This window comes from Pseudomonas sp. RHF3.3-3, assembly GCF_048069595.1.
GTDB lineage: Bacteria > Pseudomonadota > Gammaproteobacteria > Pseudomonadales > Pseudomonadaceae > Aquipseudomonas > Aquipseudomonas fuscovaginae_B.
The window spans coordinates 4,936,772-4,952,864 of record NZ_CP182250.1; the positions used below are offsets into that span (position 1 = coordinate 4,936,772).

At 62.7% G+C, this 16,093-nt stretch carries 14 protein-coding genes; all 14 read left to right on the top strand.

Annotated features, from left to right (window positions below; translation table 11 throughout):
- Positions 1-24: 24 nt before the first annotated feature.
- The 14 genes from ACMGT0_RS21620 to nuoF all read left to right on the top strand — a co-directional run bounded on the left by ACMGT0_RS21620 (position 25) and on the right by nuoF (position 16,035).
- Positions 25-2,250: an NADP-dependent isocitrate dehydrogenase gene (locus tag ACMGT0_RS21620; RefSeq protein ID WP_054057237.1), complete on the top strand. Its 2,226-nt coding sequence runs from the start codon at positions 25-27 to the stop codon at positions 2,248-2,250.
- 175 nt (positions 2,251-2,425) lie between these two features.
- The gene (locus tag ACMGT0_RS21625) at positions 2,426-2,872 is read left to right on the top strand and encodes an NUDIX hydrolase (protein ID WP_054057236.1); all 447 of its coding nucleotides are present in this window, start codon (positions 2,426-2,428) and stop codon (positions 2,870-2,872) included.
- A gap of 60 nt (positions 2,873-2,932) precedes the next feature.
- The gene (mnmA, locus tag ACMGT0_RS21630; protein ID WP_054057235.1) at positions 2,933-4,063 is read left to right on the top strand and encodes a tRNA 2-thiouridine(34) synthase MnmA; all 1,131 of its coding nucleotides are present in this window, start codon (positions 2,933-2,935) and stop codon (positions 4,061-4,063) included.
- Positions 4,060-4,683 (top strand): high frequency lysogenization protein HflD, encoded by a 624-nt coding sequence (hflD, locus tag ACMGT0_RS21635; protein ID WP_017903645.1) that lies wholly within the window; start codon positions 4,060-4,062, stop codon positions 4,681-4,683. Before mnmA ends, hflD begins: the two co-directional genes overlap by 4 nt.
- A gap of 114 nt (positions 4,684-4,797) precedes the next feature.
- On the top strand, positions 4,798-6,168 hold the full coding sequence (gene purB / locus ACMGT0_RS21640; protein WP_054057234.1) for an adenylosuccinate lyase: 1,371 nt from the start codon (positions 4,798-4,800) through the stop codon (positions 6,166-6,168).
- 84 nt (positions 6,169-6,252) lie between these two features.
- A complete protein-coding gene (locus tag ACMGT0_RS21645; RefSeq protein WP_273823234.1) occupies positions 6,253-7,419 on the top strand; it encodes a cupin domain-containing protein in 1,167 nt (388 codons plus the stop codon).
- Positions 7,412-7,837, top strand: a complete 426-nt coding sequence (locus ACMGT0_RS21650; protein WP_054057232.1) for a GNAT family N-acetyltransferase — start codon at positions 7,412-7,414, stop codon at positions 7,835-7,837. Before ACMGT0_RS21645 ends, ACMGT0_RS21650 begins: the two co-directional genes overlap by 8 nt.
- Before the next feature lie 151 nt (positions 7,838-7,988).
- Positions 7,989-8,750, top strand: coding sequence for a secretin N-terminal domain-containing protein (locus tag ACMGT0_RS21655; RefSeq protein ID WP_416769740.1), 762 nt, complete (start codon positions 7,989-7,991; stop codon positions 8,748-8,750).
- Between the two features lie 517 nt (positions 8,751-9,267).
- Entirely contained in the window at positions 9,268-10,593 is a 1,326-nt protein-coding gene (aceA, locus tag ACMGT0_RS21660) for an isocitrate lyase (RefSeq protein WP_054057256.1), read from the top strand.
- 636 nt (positions 10,594-11,229) lie between these two features.
- Positions 11,230-11,643, top strand: a complete 414-nt coding sequence (locus ACMGT0_RS21665) for an NADH-quinone oxidoreductase subunit A (protein WP_017903639.1) — start codon at positions 11,230-11,232, stop codon at positions 11,641-11,643.
- A 10-nt stretch (positions 11,644-11,653) separates the two neighbouring features.
- A complete protein-coding gene (locus ACMGT0_RS21670) occupies positions 11,654-12,328 on the top strand; it encodes a NuoB/complex I 20 kDa subunit family protein (RefSeq protein WP_026145108.1) in 675 nt (224 codons plus the stop codon).
- 73 nt (positions 12,329-12,401) lie between these two features.
- A complete protein-coding gene (gene nuoC / locus ACMGT0_RS21675; protein ID WP_054057230.1) occupies positions 12,402-14,183 on the top strand; it encodes an NADH-quinone oxidoreductase subunit C/D in 1,782 nt (593 codons plus the stop codon).
- 2 nt (positions 14,184-14,185) lie between these two features.
- The gene (gene nuoE / locus ACMGT0_RS21680; protein ID WP_054057229.1) at positions 14,186-14,683 is read left to right on the top strand and encodes an NADH-quinone oxidoreductase subunit NuoE; all 498 of its coding nucleotides are present in this window, start codon (positions 14,186-14,188) and stop codon (positions 14,681-14,683) included.
- Positions 14,680-16,035 carry an NADH-quinone oxidoreductase subunit NuoF gene (nuoF, locus tag ACMGT0_RS21685; protein WP_010444603.1) on the top strand — a complete coding sequence of 452 codons (1,356 nt, stop codon included), beginning with the start codon at positions 14,680-14,682 and terminating at the stop codon, positions 16,033-16,035. The genes nuoE and nuoF overlap by 4 nt, the downstream gene beginning before the upstream one ends.
- Positions 16,036-16,093: the final 58 nt, after the last annotated feature.

The window sequence follows — 16,093 nt, forward strand, 5'->3', positions numbered from 1 at the left end:
GCAAAGAAGAGAGTTAATCCGAATATGCCCACCCGCTCGAAGATCATCTACACCTTTACCGACGAAGCTCCCGCCCTCGCCACCTATTCACTGTTGCCTATCGTAGAGGCCTTCACCGCTTCGGCTGATATCGCCGTGGAAACCCGCGACATCTCCCTGGCCGGACGCATTCTCGCCAGCTTCCCCGAGCAGCTGGGCGCCAAAGCAGTTCCGGACCACCTCGCCGAACTCGGCGAACTGGCCATCACCCCTGAAGCCAACATCATCAAGCTGCCGAACATCAGCGCCTCGGTACCGCAGCTGCAGGCCGCGATCAAGGAATTGCAGGCCCAGGGCTTCAACGTTCCGGACTACCCGGAAACCGTGACCAACGATGCCGAGAAAGACGCTCGCGCCCGTTACGACAAGGTCAAGGGCAGCGCCGTGAACCCGGTTCTGCGCGAAGGCAACTCCGACCGCCGCGCACCGCTGTCGGTCAAGAACTACGCCCGCAAGCACCCGCACAAGATGGGCGCCTGGGCTGCCGACTCCAAGTCCCACGTGGCCCACATGAACAGCGGTGACTTCTACGGCAGCGAGAAGGCTGCACTGATCGAAGCCGCAGGCAGCGTCAAGATCGAGCTGATCGCCCAGGACGGCAGCACCAGCGTCCTGAAAGAGAAGACCAGCGTCCAGGCCGGCGAGATCCTCGACTGCGCCGTGATGAGCAAGAACGCCCTGCGCAGCTTCATCGCCGCTGAAATCGAAGCCGCCAAGAACGAAGGCGTGCTGCTGTCGGTTCACCTGAAGGCGACCATGATGAAGGTCTCCGACCCGATCATGTTCGGCCAGATCGTTGCCGAGTACTACAAGGATGCCCTGGCCAAGAACGCCGAAGTCCTGGAGCAGATCGGCTTCAACCTGAACAACGGTATCGGCGACCTGTACGCCCGTATCAAGACCCTGCCAGCCGAGCAGCAGGCCCAGATCGAAGCGGACATCCAGGCGGTCTACGCCGTTCGCCCAGCCCTGGCCATGGTCAACTCCGACAAGGGCATCACCAACCTGCACGTGCCGAGCGACGTCATCGTCGACGCCTCGATGCCAGCCATGATCCGTGACTCCGGCAAGATGTGGGGCACCGACGGCCAGTTGCACGACACCAAGGCCGTGATCCCGGATCGCTGCTACGCCACCATCTACCAGGCGGTGATCGAGGACTGCAAGGCCAACGGCGCCTTCGACCCGACCACCATGGGCAGCGTGCCGAACGTCGGCCTGATGGCGAAGAAAGCCGAAGAATACGGCTCCCACGACAAGACCTTCCAGATCAAGGCCAACGGCGTGGTCCGCGTGACCGACAGCACCGGTCGCACCCTGCTGGAACAGAACGTCGAAGCCGGCGACATCTTCCGCATGTGCCAGACCAAGGACGCGCCGATCCAGGACTGGGTCAAACTGGCCGTCAACCGTGCCCGCGCCAGCAGCACCCCGGCGATCTTCTGGCTCGACCCGCTGCGTGCCCACGACGGCGTGGTGATCGAGAAGGTCCAGGCCTACCTGAAAGACCACGACACCACTGGCCTGGACATCCAGATCATGTCGCCGGTCGACGCGATGAAGGCCACCCTGGCCCGCACCCGCGCCGGCAAGGACACCATCTCGGTGACCGGCAACGTGCTGCGTGACTACCTGACCGACCTGTTCCCGATCATGGAGCTGGGCACCAGCGCCAAGATGCTGTCGATCGTCCCGCTGATGAATGGCGGCGGCCTGTTCGAAACCGGCGCCGGCGGTTCGGCGCCGAAGCACGTGCAGCAACTGCTGGAAGAAAACTTCCTGCGCTGGGACTCCCTGGGTGAGTTCCTGGCCCTGGCCGCTTCCCTGGAGCACCTGGGCGTGAACTACAACAACCCGAAAGCGCTGGTGCTGTCCAAGACCCTGGACCAGGCCACCGGCCAGTTCCTCGACAACAACAAGTCGCCATCGCGTAAAGTCGGCAACATCGACAACCGCGGCAGCCACTTCTACCTGGCGCTGTACTGGGCTCAGGCCCTGGCTGCCCAGACCGAGGACGCTGCCCTGCAGGCCCAGTTCGCGCCTCTGGCGAAAACCCTGAGCGAGAACGAGGCAAAAATCGTTGCCGAGCTCAACGCCGTACAGGGCAAGCCAGTCGACATCGGCGGTTACTACCACGCCAGCGCCGAGCTGATCAGCCAGGCCATGCGCCCGAGCGCCACCCTGAACGCGGCGATCGCGGCACTGGTGTAAGCTCTCCGGCAAGACCACAAGCCCCGGCCCCGTGCCGGGGTTTGTGTTTACCGCCCTGTAGGAGCGTGGCTTGCCCGCGAAGGCGGTCTCAAGGCCGCTAAAAGCTTCGCGGGCAAGCCACGCTCCTACAGGGGGCCGCGCAGCCCTTGTAGATAGGCGAGAAGGAACCGATCTTATGGAATGGCAACCCCACATCACCGTCGCCACCGTCATCGAGGACCAGGGCCGTTTCCTGTTCGTCGAAGAACGGCAGGACGACCAGGTCGTCTTCAATCAGCCGGCCGGCCACCTCGATCCGAACGAAAGCCTGATCGAAGCCGCCCTGCGCGAAACCCTGGAGGAAACCGGCTGGGACGTCGAGCTCAGCGGCGTGATCGGCCTCTATCTGTACACCGCGCCGAGCAACGGCGTGACCTACCAGCGCGTATGCTTCGCCGGCAAACCACTGCGCCAGCGGCCCGACTATCAGTTGGACCACGGCATCATCGGTCCGCGCTGGCTGACTCGCGACGAGTTGCTGGCCCTGCGCCCGCAGTGGCGCAGCGAGCTGATCATCCGTTGTGTCGACGATTATCTCGCCGGCCCATTGCACAGTCTCGAACTGATCCGCCCTTCCCTTTAGCCTTGAAGGCCAGGGCCTGTTAGAATCGCGTCCTTTTTCGAAGACACTCATTGAATCCCTATGCGTGATCCTGCTGCCACCGCCCCAGAAAACCTGCGCGTCATCGTCGGCATGTCCGGCGGCGTGGACTCTTCCGTTTCCGCCGTACTGCTCATGGAGCAGGGTTACCAGGTGGAAGGCCTGTTCATGAAGAACTGGGAGGAGGACGACGGTACGGAGTACTGCACCGCCATGGACGATCTGGCGGACGCCCAGGCCGTGTGCGACAAGATCGGCATCAAGCTGCACACCGCCAACTTTGCCGCCGAATACTGGGACAACGTGTTCGAACATTTCCTGGCCGAGTACAAGGCCGGGCGTACGCCGAACCCGGACATCCTCTGCAACCGCGAAATCAAGTTCAAGGCGTTCCTCGACTACGCCCTGAGCCTGGGCGCCGACCTGATCGCCACCGGCCACTACGTGCGCCGCCGCGATATCGACGGCCGCACCGAGCTGCTCAAGGGCCTGGACCCGAACAAGGACCAGAGCTACTTCCTGCACGCCGTCGGCGGCGAACAGATCGCCAAGACCCTGTTCCCGGTCGGCGAGCTGGAAAAACCGGCGGTGCGCGCCATCGCCGAAAAACACGGCCTGGCCACCGCGAAGAAAAAGGACTCCACCGGTATCTGCTTCATCGGCGAACGGCGCTTCAGCGACTTCCTCAAGCAGTACCTGCCGGCCCAACCCGGCGAGATCAAGACCACCGACGGTGAAGTGATCGGCCGCCACCACGGCCTGATGTACCACACCATCGGCCAGCGCCAGGGCCTGGGCATCGGCGGCCTGAAGGACGCAGGCGACGAGCCGTGGTACGTGCTGCGCAAGGACCTGGAACACAACGAACTGATCGTCGGCCAGGGCAACGAACACCCGTGGCTGTTCTCCGGCGCCCTGCTCGCCTCGGAAATCTACTGGGTCAACCCGATCGACCTGAGCAGCCCGCGCAAGCTGACGGCGAAAGTCCGCTATCGCCAGGGCGACCAGCATTGCACCCTGCAAAAGACTGCCGACGGCTATCGTGCGGTGTTCGACGAACCTCAGCGCGCGGTCACTCCCGGCCAGTCCGTGGTGTTCTACGATGGCGAAGTCTGCCTCGGCGGCGGCGTCATCGAAGTGGCCGAACCGTCGGCTGACGGAGCACGCCCATGAGCCCGATCCAGGAGCAGTTGACCGCCCTGGGCGGCGTGTTTCTCGCGGCGGTGCTGGTGGACCGGATCGCCAAGACCGGCCAGTCCAGCGAAGCCGGCGTCAGTTGCATGCTCGGCAGCCTGCTGATTCGCGACCCCAAGGACACCCTGGAGGTCTACGGCGGCGACGACATCAACCTGCGCGACGGCTATCGCGCCCTGATCGGCGCCCTCGAACGCGACCCGAGCGCCCTGCAACGCGAGCCGCTGCGCTACGCCCTGTCGATGCTCGGCCTGGAGCGCCAGCTGGCCAAGCGCGAGGACATGCTGGAAACCATCGGCAAGCGTCTGCCGCAGATCCAGTCCCAGGTCGAACACTTCGGCCCGGCCCACGAAAACGTGGTGGCGGCCTGCGGCGCACTGTACCAGGACACCCTCAGCACACTGCGCCAACGCATCCAGGTGCATGGCGACATGCGCAACCTGCAACAGCCGAGCAATGCCTCGAAAATCCGTGCCCTGCTGCTGGCCGGTATCCGTTCGGCCCGCCTCTGGCGCCAACTGGGCGGCCATCGCTGGCAGCTGGTGATCAGCCGCCGCAAGCTGCTCAAGGAACTCTATCCGTTGATGCGTAGCGCCTGAGGCCATCGACGGAGCTTAAAAGCGCGATACGCCGGTCAGTTCGCAACGGACCGGCGGATTTTTTCATGTATGATACGCGCCCCATTTCGTTGCCTGACTGTCCGAGAACACCCCATGCAGCTCTCTTCGCTCACTGCGGTTTCCCCTGTTGACGGCCGCTACGCCGGCAAAACCCAGGCCCTGCGCCCTATTTTCAGTGAGTACGGCCTGATCCGTGCCCGCGCCCTGGTGGAAGTCCGCTGGCTCCAGCGCCTGGCCGCCCACCCGGCCATCACCGAAGTCCCGGCGTTCTCCGCCGAAGCCAACGCCGTGCTCAACACCCTGGCCGAAAACTTCGCCCTGGAGCACGCCGAGCGCGTCAAAGAGATCGAGCGCACCACCAACCACGACGTCAAGGCCATCGAGTACCTGCTCAAGGAGCAGGCCGCCAAGCTGCCTGAACTGGCCGCCGTCAGCGAATTCATCCACTTCGCCTGCACCAGCGAGGACATCAACAACCTGTCCCACGCCCTGATGCTGCGCGAAGGCCGCGACGACGTGCTGCTGCCGCTGATGCGCCAGATCGCCGAAGCCATCCGTGAGCTGGCCCGCCGCTTCGCCGCCGTGCCGATGCTGTCGCGCACCCACGGCCAGCCCGCTTCGCCGACCACCCTGGGCAAGGAACTGGCGAACGTCGTCTACCGCCTGGAGCGCCAGATCGCCCAGGTGGCCGCCGTGCCACTGCTGGGCAAGATCAACGGCGCCGTGGGCAACTACAACGCCCACCTGTCGGCCTACCCACAAGTCGACTGGGAAGCCAACGCCCGCGCCTTCATCGAGGACGAACTGGGCCTGGTGTTCAACCCCTACACCACACAGATCGAACCGCACGACTACATCGCCGAGCTGTTCGACGCGATCGCCCGCTTCAACACCATCCTGATCGACTTCGACCGCGACATCTGGGGCTACATCTCCCTGGGTTACTTCAAGCAGAAGACCATCGCCGGCGAAATCGGCTCCTCGACCATGCCGCACAAGGTCAACCCGATCGACTTCGAAAACTCCGAAGGCAACCTGGGTATCGCTAACGCACTGTTCCAGCACCTGGCCAGCAAGCTGCCGATCTCCCGCTGGCAGCGGGACCTGACCGACTCCACCGTACTGCGCAACCTCGGTGTCGGCTTTGCCCACAGCGTGATCGCCTACGAAGCCAGCCTCAAGGGCATCGGCAAGCTGGAGATCAACGAGCAGAAGATCGCCGCCGACCTGGACGCCTGCTGGGAAGTCCTGGCCGAGCCGATCCAGACCGTGATGCGTCGCTACAACATCGAAAACCCGTACGAAAAGCTGAAAGAACTGACCCGTGGCAAAGGCATCAGCCCTGAAGCCCTGCAGACTTTCATCGACGGCCTCGACATGCCTGCCGACGCCAAGGCCGAGCTGAAACAACTGACCCCGGCCAACTACATCGGCAACGCCGTGGCCCAGGCCCAGCGTATCTGATCGTACGGCACCCGCTCTGAACGCCCGGCTGAGCCGGGCGTTTTTATTCCAGTCTGAAAAATACGATTTTTCAATAGGTTACACATGAATCCTGATACTCCTCTGCAACTTCTGGGCGGGCTCACCGCCCGGGAATTCCTGCGCGACTACTGGCAAAAGAAACCGCTGCTGATCCGCCAGGCGATTCCCGACTTCGAAAGCCCGATCGACGCTGACGAACTGGCCGGCCTGGCCCTGGAAGAAGAAGTCGAATCGCGCGTGATCATCGAGCATGGCGAACGTCCGTGGGAACTGCGCCGCGGTCCGTTTTCCGAGGACGCCTTCAGCCAGTTGCCGGAACGTGAGTGGACCCTGCTGGTGCAGGCGGTCGACCAGTTCGTCCCGGAAGTCGCCGAGCTGCTGGAGCATTTCCGCTTCCTGCCGAGCTGGCGGATCGACGATGTGATGATCAGCTTCGCCGCCCCGGGTGGCAGCGTCGGCCCGCACTTCGACAACTACGACGTGTTCCTGCTGCAGGGCAAGGGCAAGCGCCACTGGAAGATCGGCCAGATGTGCGATTCCGAAAGCACCCTGCTGGAGCACGCCGACCTGCGCATCCTCGCCGACTTCGAGGAAACCGAGGGTTGGGTGCTGGAACCGGGCGACATGCTCTATCTGCCACCACGCCTGGCCCACTGCGGCGTCGCCGTGGACGACTGCATGACCTACTCGGTGGGTTTCCGCGCCCCAAGCGCCGCTGAAGTGCTGACCCACTTCACCGACTTCCTCAGCCAGTTCCTGCCGGACGAAGAGCGCTACACCGATGCCGACGCCCAGCCGGCGGTCGACCCGCACCAGATTCAGCACGACGCCCTCGACCGCCTCAAGAGCCTGCTGGCCGAGCACATGAGCGACGAGCGCCTGCTGCTGACCTGGTTCGGCCAGTTCATGACCGAGCCACGCTACCCGGAACTGGTGGTCGGCCCGGAACTGGAAGAAGAAGACCTGCTCGCCGGCCTGGAGCACGGTGCCATACTGATTCGTAACCCGAGTGCACGCCTGGCCTGGTCGGAAGTCGACGACGACCTGCTGCTGTTCGCCAGCGGCCAGAGCCGTTACCTGCCAGGCAAGCTGCGCGAGCTGCTGAAGATGATCTGTGCAGCCGAAGCCCTGCACATCGACAACCTCGGCCCATGGCTGGCGGACGAGGATGGACGCAGCCTGCTGTGCGAGCTGGTCAAACAAGGAAGCGTGGGATTTGCCGATGAATAGAATTCACGTACGTGTCGCGGACTGGCAAAAGGATAACGCCGAGATTCGGCGCATTCGTGAGTCGGTGTTCATTGCCGAACAAGCTGTACCCCCGGAGCTGGAGTGGGACGCGGAGGACGCCGCAGCGGTGCATTTCCTCGCCTACGAAGGCGACTTCCCGATCGGCACCGCCCGCCTGCTCCCAGACGGGCAGATCGGCCGCGTCTCGGTGCTGCGCGACTGGCGCGGCCTGAAGGTCGGCGACGCGCTGCTGCAGGCAGTGATCGGCGAAGCGGAGAAGCGTGGCCTCAAGCAGCAGATGCTCAGCGCCCAGGTGCAGGCCACGGCGTTCTACGAACGCCATGGCTTCAGCATCGTCAGCGAGGAGTTTCTCGAAGCCGGGATCCCCCACGTCGACATGGTTCGCGGCGCGGCCTGACGCCCCGCAGTTGCGGAACCGGTAAAAACGCCCCGTCATCGGGGCGTTTTGCTGTGCGCCATTCAATTTGCCGCCTGCCGCGCCGAGAAACTGTCAAACTCAATGCATCACACTCATGTGCATTGCCCAGTCAAACGCGGAGATAACGGACATGTCCCTACGCACCCTCTTCACCGGCCTGCTGCTGGCCTGCACCTTCAGCGCCCAGGCGGCCACCGAGCTGATCCCCCTGAACTACCGCACCAGCAGTGACCTGCTGCCGGTCGCACAGAACTTCCTCGGCCAGGACGGCAAGGTCAGCGCCTACCAGAACCAGCTGATCGTCAACGCCGAACCGCGCAAGATCGGCGAACTGCGCGAATTCATCGGGCAACTGGACAAACCGGCCCGGCGCCTGCTGATCAGCGTCGACACCAGCGAAAACAACGACCAGGGTACCCAGGGCTACTCGATCAACGGCCAGGGCCAGACCCGCATCATCAGCCGCAGCACCGACAGCCGCGACGGTGGCATCCAGCAGATCCAGGCCAGCGAAGGCACCCCGGCACTGATCCAGATCGGCCAGAGCGTGCCGCTGACCAGCAGCACCGGCCAACTCGACATCTACGGCCGCCCGCAAACCCAGACCCAGTATCGCAACGTCACCCAGGGGTTCTACGTCACCGCCAGCGTCACCGGAAACATCGTTCACCTGGCCATCAGTACCAATCGTGACCGGATGAGCCAGGAGCGTCAGGATGTAGTGAACGTACAAAGTACCGACACAACGGTCAGCGGACCGCTCGGCGAATGGATCACCCTGGCCGGCGTCAACGGCCAGAGCCAGGCCGACCGCAAGGCTCTAACCCGCAGCTACTCTACCTCGAACCGTAACGACATGACTTTGCGGGTGAAAGTCGACAGCCTGGACTGAAGCACCGAAAACTGACTGTCCAGTCGTATTAGACCAAAGATGTAGTGCTTTGAAAAAAGCACTACAAAACGTTTGACGCGCCCAAAAACCGAAGGCATGATGGCCTCGCTCCCGCTAATCAGGGGCCCTGGCAAGGGCCTTCGGATCGCCGCTCTAACTCACCCACCTGAGCCGATTCGTGTCTGTACCGCCCACAAGGCGCGTTTGACGAGATTGCGACTGGAACGAAGTTGTCCCGAGGGACGGAAGCGTAATCAGGTAGAACGGCAATACCCGCAAAGCCAGCATGAGGCCCACGACGCCCCGCTGCGCCCCAAGGATCGCCCTCGCCCGCTCGTCTCCCCCTTGAGCCCATCGTTCACCCGTCGCATTTCCCGCCAGACCCGACTCGACCGCCTGAGCTTCTGGTCGGCGCGCAGCCTCTGCTCAAGCCTTTTCAGGTGCGGGCACGCAGTGGAGCAAGGAACTTTCCACAAAAGATCGACTTTTGATAGAAGACGCGACGAGGTTTATGTCCATGGCACTGACACGCGAACAGCAAATTGCAGCCCTTGAAAAAGACTGGGCTGAAAACCCGCGCTGGAAAGGCGTGACTCGCACCTACACCGCCGCTGACGTGGTTCGTCTGCGTGGCTCGATCCAGCCTGAGCACACCCTGGCCCGCCTGGGTGCCGAGAAGCTCTGGAAGCTGGTCACCCAGGGTGCCAAGCCATCCTTCCGTCCGGATAAGGATTTCGTCAACTGCATGGGTGCCCTGACCGGCGGCCAGGCCGTGCAACAGGTCAAGGCCGGTATCCAGGCGATCTACCTGTCGGGCTGGCAAGTGGCTGCGGACAACAACTCCGCCGAATCCATGTACCCCGACCAGTCGCTGTACCCGGTCGACTCGGTACCGACCGTGGTCAAGCGCATCAACAACTCGTTCCGCCGTGCCGACCAGATCCAGTGGAAATCCGGCAAGAACCCGGGTGACGAAGGCTACATCGACTACTTCGCCCCGATCGTGGCCGACGCCGAAGCCGGTTTCGGCGGCGTACTGAACGCCTACGAGCTGATGAAGAGCATGATCGAGGCGGGCGCCGCCGGCGTGCACTTCGAAGACCAGCTGGCTTCGGTGAAAAAATGCGGCCACATGGGTGGCAAGGTGCTGGTACCGACCCAGGAAGCCGTACAGAAGCTGGTCGCTGCGCGCCTGGCAGCCGACGTCGCCGGCGTACCGACCATCATCCTGGCCCGTACCGACGCGAACGCCGCTGACCTGCTGACCTCCGACTGCGACCCTTACGACCAGCCGTTCGTCACCGGTACCCGCACCCAGGAAGGTTTCTACAAGGTCCGCGCCGGCCTCGACCAGGCCATCGCCCGCGGCCTGGCCTACGCACCGTATGCCGACCTGATCTGGTGCGAAACCGCCAAGCCGGACCTGGACGAAGCGCGCCGCTTCGCCGAAGCGATCAAGAAGGAATACCCGGACCAGATCCTGTCCTACAACTGCTCGCCTTCCTTCAACTGGAAGAAGAACCTGGACGACGCGACCATCGCCAAGTTCCAGCGCGAGCTGTCGGCCATGGGCTACAAGCACCAGTTCATCACCCTGGCCGGCATCCACAACATGTGGCACGGCATGTTCAACCTGGCGCACGACTACGCCCGCAACGACATGACCGCCTACGTGAAGCTGCAGGAGCAGGAATTCGCCGATGCCGCCAAGGGCTACACCTTCGTGGCGCACCAGCAGGAAGTCGGCACCGGCTACTTCGACGACATGACCACCGTGATCCAGGGCGGCACCTCCTCGGTGACCGCGCTGACCGGCTCGACCGAAGAAGAGCAGTTCCACTGAGTCGACCGAGCAAGCGGCCATTCCAGACCGTGTAAGACCTAACTGGAATGCCTGACAGACTGATGCCCCGACTGGTTCGGGGCATTTTTTTGCCTGGATCCTGCGCAGGGCCGGCGCCCCCCCCCCTTCGCGGGCAAGCCCGGCTCCTACAGAAGCAGGATCGGCGCACACAAGCCTGCAGGAGCAGGGCCTGCCCGCGAAGGGGCCGGCCTGACCGCCACAACGCCCAAACATTGACCTGGCGCAGCCTTCGATCACGACAAATCGATTAAAACGTCCCCCCTTCCCGCAACTTTCAACTAGTCTCCCTATATGGCAACTAGAAACAGCCGCACTCACGAGAGCTGTTACAGCCAAAGACAAATAATATTGATTATCATTTAGAAATAGCTTTATTCGTTGCAGCCTGGATAAAACATAATTAACAAAAACCCGGCTAATGCCCGCAGTACAGGCCCTGCAGGCCCTCCAGAGGTCCCTATGTCCTTATTCCACTAAATAATTTCGCTATAGAAAATTTACTTGCCAGGTGTTTACCCATAAAATCACCCGGATTGATGGCGCTGCGACATATCGTCACTGCCTTGTTACTTTTTCAAGCTCAGAGAACCTTGCTCTCTGTTAAGGATTACCCGCATGACCGAAGCGACCGGACTCATGGCCCACAACTGGGGCTTTGCCATTTTCCTGCTCGGCGTCGTCGGCCTCTGTGCCTTCATGCTCGGTCTTTCCAGCCTCCTCGGGTCAAAAGCCTGGGGACGCAGCAAGAACGAACCGTTCGAATCCGGCATGCTGCCCACCGGCAGCGCCCGCCTGCGGCTCTCCGCCAAATTCTATCTGGTCGCGATGCTGTTCGTGATCTTCGATATCGAAGCCCTCTTTCTCTTTGCATGGTCTGTGTCGGTACGCGAAAGCGGCTGGACCGGATTCGTCGAAGCACTCGTTTTCATAGCAATTCTGTTGGCAGGTCTTGTTTACCTTTACCGAGTGGGGGCGCTGGATTGGGCTCCACAAGCTCGTCATAAGAGGCAAGCGAAGCTGAAACAATGAGGCTTTGGCAATGCAATACAATCTCACCAGAATCGACCCGGACGCTCCTAACGAGCAATATCCGATCGGCCAACGGGAAACCGTTGCCGATCCGTTAGAGGATCAAGTCCACAAGAACATTTTCATGGGCAAGCTGGAAGACGTGCTGAGTGGCGCGGTCAACTGGGGGCGCAAGAACTCCCTGTGGCCGTACAACTTCGGTCTGTCCTGCTGCTACGTGGAGATGACCACCGCCTTCACGGCACCCCACGACATCGCACGCTTCGGCGCCGAAGTTATCCGGGCATCACCACGCCAGGCCGACTTCATGGTTGTGGCCGGCACCTGCTTCGTCAAGATGGCGCCGATCATCCAGCGCCTGTACGAACAGATGCTCGAACCGAAATGGGTGATTTCCATGGGTTCGTGTGCCAACTCCGGCGGCATGTACGACATCTACTCCGTCGTTCAGGGGGTGGACAAGTTCCTGCCCGTGGACGTCTACGTGCCAGGCTGCCCGCCCCGCCCCGAGGCTTTCCTGCAAGGCTTGATGCTCTTGCAAGAGTCGATTGGCCAGGAGCGTCGCCCACTTTCCTGGGTCGTCGGTGATCAAGGCATTTACCGTGCCGAGATGCCGTCGCAAAAGGAACAGCGCCGCGAACAGCGTATCCAGGTGACCAACCTGCGCAGCCCCGACGAAGTCTGATCCAGTTCTGCTTCTTCCAAAGAAACGTGTACCTGGCTTCATTCTTTACGTTGACCGATAGCGATAAAAAACCATGACTACAGGCAGTGCTCTGTACATCCCGCCTTACAAGGCTGACGACCAGGATGTGGTCGTCGAACTGAACAACCGTTTTGGCGCCGAGGCCTTCACCGCCCAGGCCACCCGCACCGGCATGCCGGTGCTGTGGGTGAGCCGCGCCCAACTCGTCGAAGTCCTGACCTTCCTGCGCAACCTGCCCAAGCCGTACGTCATGCTCTATGACCTGCACGGCGTGGACGAGCGTCTGCGCACCAAGCGCCAGGGCCTGCCGGCCGCCGATTTCAGCGTCTTCTATCATCTGCTCTCGATCGAGCGTAATAGTGACGTAATGATCAAGGTCGCCTTGTCCGAAAGCGACCTCAGCCTGCCCAGCGTCACCAGCATCTGGCCGAACGCCAACTGGAACGAACGCGAAGTCTGGGACATGTTCGGCATCGACTTCAAAGGCCACCCGCACCTGTCGCGCATCATGATGCCGCCGACCTGGGAAGGCCACCCGCTGCGCAAGGACTACCCTGCCCGCGCCACCGAGTTCGATCCCTACAGCCTGACCCTGGCCAAGCAACAACTGGAAGAGGAAGCCGCGCGCTTCAATCCGGAAGACTGGGGCATGAAGCGGTCCGGCCCGAACGAGGACTACATGTTCCTCAACCTCGGCCCGAACCACCCTTCGGCCCACGGTGCCTTCCGTATCGTCCTGCAACTGGACGGTGAAGAGATCGTCGACTGCGTACCGGACATCGGCTACCACCACCGTGGTGCCGAGAAGATGGCCGAGCGTCAGTCCTGGCACAGCTTCATCCCCTACACCGACCGTATCGACTACCTCGGCGGGGTGATGAACAACCTGCCGTACGTGCTCTCGGTGGAAAAACTGGCCGGCATCAAGGTGCCGGACCGGGTCGACACCATCCGCATCATGATGGCCGAGTTCTTCCGGATCACCAGCCACCTGCTGTTCCTGGGTACCTACATCCAGGACGTCGGTGCGATGACTCCGGTGTTCTTCACCTTCACCGACCGCCAGCGCGCCTACAAGGTGATCGAGGCCATCACCGGCTTCCGTCTGCACCCGGCCTGGTACCGCATCGGTGGCGTCGCCCACGACCTGCCTCGGGGCTGGGACAAGCTGGTCAAGGAGTTCGTCGAATGGCTGCCCAAGCGCCTGGACGAGTACACCAAGGCCGCCCTGCAGAACAGTATTCTCAAGGGTCGTACCATCGGCGTGGCCCAGTACAACACCAAGGAAGCCCTGGAGTGGGGCGTCACCGGTGCCGGCCTGCGTTCCACCGGTTGCGATTTCGACCTGCGCAAGGCGCGTCCGTACTCCGGCTACCAGAACTTCGACTTCGAAGTACCGCTGGCGGCCAACGGTGATGCCTACGACCGCTGCATGGTCCGCGTCGAGGAGATGCGCCAGAGCGTGCGGATCATCGACCAGTGCCTGCGCAACATGCCGGAAGGCCCGTACAAGGCGGATCACCCGCTGACCACGCCGCCGCCGAAAGAGCGCACGCTGCAGCACATCGAAACCCTGATCACGCACTTCCTGCAGGTTTCGTGGGGCCCGGTCATGCCGGCCAACGAATCCTTCCAGATGATCGAGGCGACCAAGGGCATCAACAGTTATTACCTGACGAGCGATGGCGGCACCATGAGCTACCGCACCCGGATTCGTACGCCAAGCTATCCGCACCTGCAGCAGATCCCATCGGTGATCCGCGGCAGCATGGTCGCGGACCTGATCGCGTACCTGGGTAGTATCGACTTCGTTATGGCCGACGTGGACCGCTAAGCATGAACAGCACGCTCATCCAGACAGACCGTTTCGCCCTCAGCGAAACCGAGCGCTCGGCCATCGAGCACGAGATGCATCACTACGAGGACCCGCGCGCGGCGTCCATCGAAGCCCTGAAGATCGTCCAGAAGGAACGTGGCTGGGTGCCTGACGGCGCGGTCTACGCCATCGGCGAGATCCTCGGCATTCCGGCCAGCGACGTCGAAGGTGTCGCGACCTTCTACAGCCAGATCTTCCGCCAGCCGGTCGGTCGCCACGTCATTCGCGTCTGCGACAGCATGGTCTGCTATATCGGCGGCCACGAGTCGGTGGTCAGCGAAATCCAGAACAAGCTGGGCATCGGCCTCGGCCAGACCACCGCCGACGGCCGCTTCACCCTGCTGCCGGTGTGCTGCCTGGGCAACTGCGACAAGGCCCCGGCCCTGATGATCGACGACGACACCTTCGGCGACGTAACCGCCGCCGGCGTCGACAAACTGCTGGAGGGCTACGTATGACCCTGACTTCCTTCGGCCCTGCCAACCGCATCGCGCGCACGGCAGAAACCCACCCGCTGACCTGGCGCCTGCGTGACGATGCCGAGCCGGTATGGCTCGACGAGTACCAGGCCAAGAACGGCTACGCCGCCGCGCGCAAGGCCTTCGCCGACATGGCCGCCGACGATATCGTCCAGACCGTGAAGGACTCCGGCCTCAAGGGCCGCGGCGGTGCGGGCTTCCCCACCGGGGTCAAGTGGGGCCTGATGCCCAAAGACGAATCCATGAACATCCGCTACCTGCTGTGCAACGCGGATGAAATGGAGCCCAACACCTGGAAGGACCGCATGCTGATGGAGCAACTGCCCCATCAACTGATCGAAGGCATGCTGATCAGCGCCCGTGCGCTGAAGACCTACCGTGGCTACATCTTCCTGCGCGGCGAGTACGTCACCGCCGCCCGGCACCTCAACCGTGCCGTGGAAGAAGCCAAGGCTGCGGGCCTGCTGGGCAAGAACATCCTCGGCAGCGGCTTCGACTTCGAGCTGTTCGTCCACACCGGTGCCGGGCGCTACATCTGCGGTGAAGAAACCGCACTGATCAACTCCCTCGAAGGCCGTCGCGCCAACCCGCGCTCCAAGCCGCCCTTCCCTGCCGCCGTTGGCGTCTGGGGCAAGCCGACCTGCGTGAACAACGTCGAGACGCTGTGCAACGTGCCGGCGATCATCGGCAACGGCGTCGACTGGTACAAGTCCCTCGCCCGCGAAGGCAGCGAGGACCACGGCACCAAGCTGATGGGCTTCTCCGGCAAGGTGAAGAACCCGGGCCTGTGGGAATTGCCGTTCGGCGTGACCGCCCGCGAGCTGTTCGAAGACTACGCCGGCGGCATGCGCGACGGCTTCAAGCTCAAGTGCTGGCAGCCTGGCGGCGCCGGTACCGGCTTCCTGCTGCCCGAGCATCTGGATGCCCAGATGTACGCCGGCGGCATCGCCAAGGTCGGCACCCGGATGGGTACCGGCCTGGCCATGGCGGTCGACGACAGCATCAACATGGTTTCGCTGCTGCGCAACATGGAAGAGTTCTTCGCCCGTGAGTCGTGCGGTTTCTGTACCCCTTGCCGCGATGGCCTGCCGTGGAGCGTCAAGCTGCTGCGCGCCCTGGAGAAAGGCCAGGGCCAGGCCGGCGACATCGAGACCCTGCTGGGTCTGGTCGGCTTCCTCGGCCCGGGCAAGACCTTCTGTGCCCACGCACCGGGCGCCGTGGAGCCATTGGGCAGCGCAATCAAGTATTTCCGTCCGGAGTTCGAGGCCGGCATCGCCCCCGCTGGGGCTGCCGTCCCGCCTTTGGCACGGCCGATCGTAGTCGGCGCATAACACGTATCGAAGGGGGGCGGTGCATGCCGCCCTCTTCCTCGTCTGCAGCCGCGCCTAG